The organism is Methanosarcinales archaeon, from assembly GCA_014859725.1.
In the GTDB taxonomy this organism is placed as follows: Archaea; Halobacteriota; Methanosarcinia; order Methanosarcinales; family Methanocomedenaceae; genus Kmv04.
In genome coordinates, this window is the sequence record JACUTQ010000231.1 from 1 (window position 1) to 2652 (window position 2652).

Annotated in this window: 6 protein-coding genes; all 6 read left to right on the forward strand. The window is 43.4% G+C overall.

What is annotated here, in order from left to right; genetic code table 11:
• Positions 1-126: 126 nt before the first annotated feature.
• The 6 genes from IBX40_12565 to IBX40_12590 all read left to right on the forward strand — a co-directional run bounded on the left by IBX40_12565 (position 127) and on the right by IBX40_12590 (position 2609).
• Entirely contained in the window at positions 127-375 is a 249-nt protein-coding gene (locus IBX40_12565) for a hypothetical protein (GenBank protein MBE0525142.1), read from the forward strand.
• Positions 376-543: 168 nt separating this feature from the next.
• Positions 544-816: a hypothetical protein gene (locus tag IBX40_12570; protein MBE0525143.1), complete on the forward strand. Its 273-nt coding sequence runs from the start codon at positions 544-546 to the stop codon at positions 814-816.
• A complete protein-coding gene (locus tag IBX40_12575) occupies positions 791-1135 on the forward strand; it encodes a hypothetical protein (protein ID MBE0525144.1) in 345 nt (114 codons plus the stop codon). Before IBX40_12570 ends, IBX40_12575 begins: the two co-directional genes overlap by 26 nt.
• The gene (locus tag IBX40_12580) at positions 1128-1310 is read left to right on the forward strand and encodes a hypothetical protein (GenBank protein ID MBE0525145.1); all 183 of its coding nucleotides are present in this window, start codon (positions 1128-1130) and stop codon (positions 1308-1310) included. The genes IBX40_12575 and IBX40_12580 overlap by 8 nt, the downstream gene beginning before the upstream one ends.
• Before the next feature lie 3 nt (positions 1311-1313).
• Positions 1314-1754, forward strand: a complete 441-nt coding sequence (locus IBX40_12585; protein MBE0525146.1) for a recombinase family protein — start codon at positions 1314-1316, stop codon at positions 1752-1754.
• Between the two features lie 3 nt (positions 1755-1757).
• Positions 1758-2609: a recombinase family protein gene (locus tag IBX40_12590; protein MBE0525147.1), complete on the forward strand. Its 852-nt coding sequence runs from the start codon at positions 1758-1760 to the stop codon at positions 2607-2609.
• The last annotated feature ends 43 nt before the right edge of the window (positions 2610-2652 follow it).

Genomic DNA, 2652 nt, shown 5'->3' on the forward strand with positions numbered 1-2652 from the left:
AGAAGTCTTCAAATGATTCAAACTTATTATCGGCAATAAAGTGGTTTTCAAGGAAAGAAAACGGATTTTCTACCTTTCCCTTGGTCTATACAGTCAAATGCACCTAATCTAAACTTTGAGATACAAATGTTCCAGGTCACCCATCCTTTCCACCCATTTTATGGAAATGAGTTCGAGATCATAGAGTGCCGTTATGGATGGAATGAAGAGAGGGTATGGTTTTACAAACAAGACGGTACGGTAGGAACCCTACCATTGGCCTGGACAAATCTTCGGCCACCAGATCCCTATCTTGACATGAAAGAGGGGCATTCACCATTCCGTGTGGAAGACCTCCTGCAGCTATCTGATTTGATAAAGGAGATAATGAAATGACTCCAATTATTATTCGATATTTTGTAAATATAATTTTGCCGCATATGTTAAGAAGATTATGTTTATACATTCAATTGATAACGATTATTATAGTATATTCAATGATGAATGATTTAAAAGGCAAAATCTTATTAACAGATAATAACATATCTTCACAAGAGGCATATCATGAAGCAAAGCCAAACAAGCAAGCAAAAGGAGCAGTACCTGCAAAATCAGGGGGTATTAAATCCACACCCGGAACGTGTTCAGGACAAACTCTTTCTGGAGAACGAATTTTTCGACCCGCTAGACCTGCTCCAGGTCCGATACGAGATGATACGATGCCATCAGATAGACAAGGCTACCGTTACAGAAACATCAAAACGGTTCGGTGTCTTCCTTCATCGTCGGACCATCGAGCGAGGACTTGCCAGTGCCAAAAAAAAGAGTCAGACCTAAAAAAAAACACACGAATTTCCGAATTTCGTTTTTCAAAGGCGGGACGACCTTGATCGATCAATATGAACAGCTACGGGCATCAATGATCTCACCTAATGTAGAACTGCAAACACCAAGCTATGGTGTTTTCATGTTGCATGGAATGTTGGGATGGATCAGGGCACTTCCAACCCTTGCACCAACACCTGAGGAAAAATCAGAATATACAGGAATCGAATCCAGGGTAAAAGTTTCTAAGATCCAATCGGAAAACTACAGCAATGTCGTGAATGTATTAGCGAATATGGTCGTCTGCTGTCTGGGGGGAGACCATGAATGATCCCAAAATAACCTCCGATCACCTTCACAAGGTAGCGTATCTCTATGTTCGCCAGTCATCCATTAGACAGGTGATCGAGAACAAAGAGAGTACACAACGGCAATACGCCCTTAAGAACAGGGCTCTGGCTCTTGGCTGGAAGTTGGATCAGATCATCGTGATCGATGACGACTAGGGTCTGTCCGGTACCAGTACGCAGGATCGAAAGGGCTTCCAGCGACTTGTAGCTGAAGTGGGATTGGGGAAGGTAGGACTGGTAATGGGGCTGGAAGTATCACGATTGGCACGAAACAATACCGACTGGCACCACTTACTGGAGATATGTGCTCTGACAGATACACTCTTACTTGATGAAGATGAGTTATATAATCCTGGATTCTTCAACGACAGATTGCTGTTAGGTTTGAAGGGCACAATGAGTGAAGCTGAAATCCACTTCTTGCATGCTAGATTGCAGGGAGGGATACTCAACAAAGCAAAGCGCGGTGAGTTGAAGATGCGCCTACCAGTGGGCTTTGTTTACGATGATTCGGGGAACACTGTCATCGATCCCGACAGACAGGTTAAAGAAGCTGTGGAACACTTGTTCTCAACTTTTAAGCGGAAAGGGAGTGCCTAAGCCGTGGTTAAACATTTCCGTGAGAAAAATTTAAAGTTCCCCGCACATGTGCGAAGTGGTCCCAATGCAGATGAGATTGTTTGGAAACCCCTGTATCATTATAGGGTGCTGCAGGTGCTACATAATCCCCGTTATACAGGCACTTTCGTCTTTGGCCAGACCAGAACCAGGAAGAATCCCATAGATGGGAAAGCTAAGGTCCAGAATATTCCACAGGACCAGTGGAAAGTCATTATACCAGAAGTCTTTGAAGGCTACATCTCCTGGGAACAGTATCAAAATAACCAGAAGCAACTTGCAAACAATGCTGCAGCACACGGTAAGGACCGACGTCGCAGCCCACTTAGATCAGGTCCTGCTTTAATTCAAGGGATGGTGTTATGTGGTAAATGTGGGCAAAGAATGACTGTCCGTTACCATAAATACGACAGTGAATTGGTACCTGACTATGTATGTCAACGACAGGGAATCGAAACTGCAACAAGGCAATGTCAGTTCGTTCAGGGTGGGCCTGTTGATGAGATTATTAGTAAGATGCTCTTAGAGATGATGACACCCACTATATTGGATGTTTCGATGAAAGTTTTTGAAGAGATACGAACTCGCCATGAGGAGTTAGTACAACTTCATCGGACCGAATTAGAACGTGCCCGTCACGAAGCTGAATTGGCTCAACGCCGGTTTCTCATGGTGAATCCCGATAATCGGTTGGTGGCCGATAGCCTCGAAAGCAGATGGAATGAAGCCCTGCGTACTGTGACCGAACTCAAAGAGAAGTACGAATGTGTAATTGCAGAAAATGAAAATGATCTGACATCTGATAATGTTAAGCGTATCCAAAAGCTAGTGTCATGACAATTTAATTATGGAACATAATATTTTGACAATTTCTCGTCAG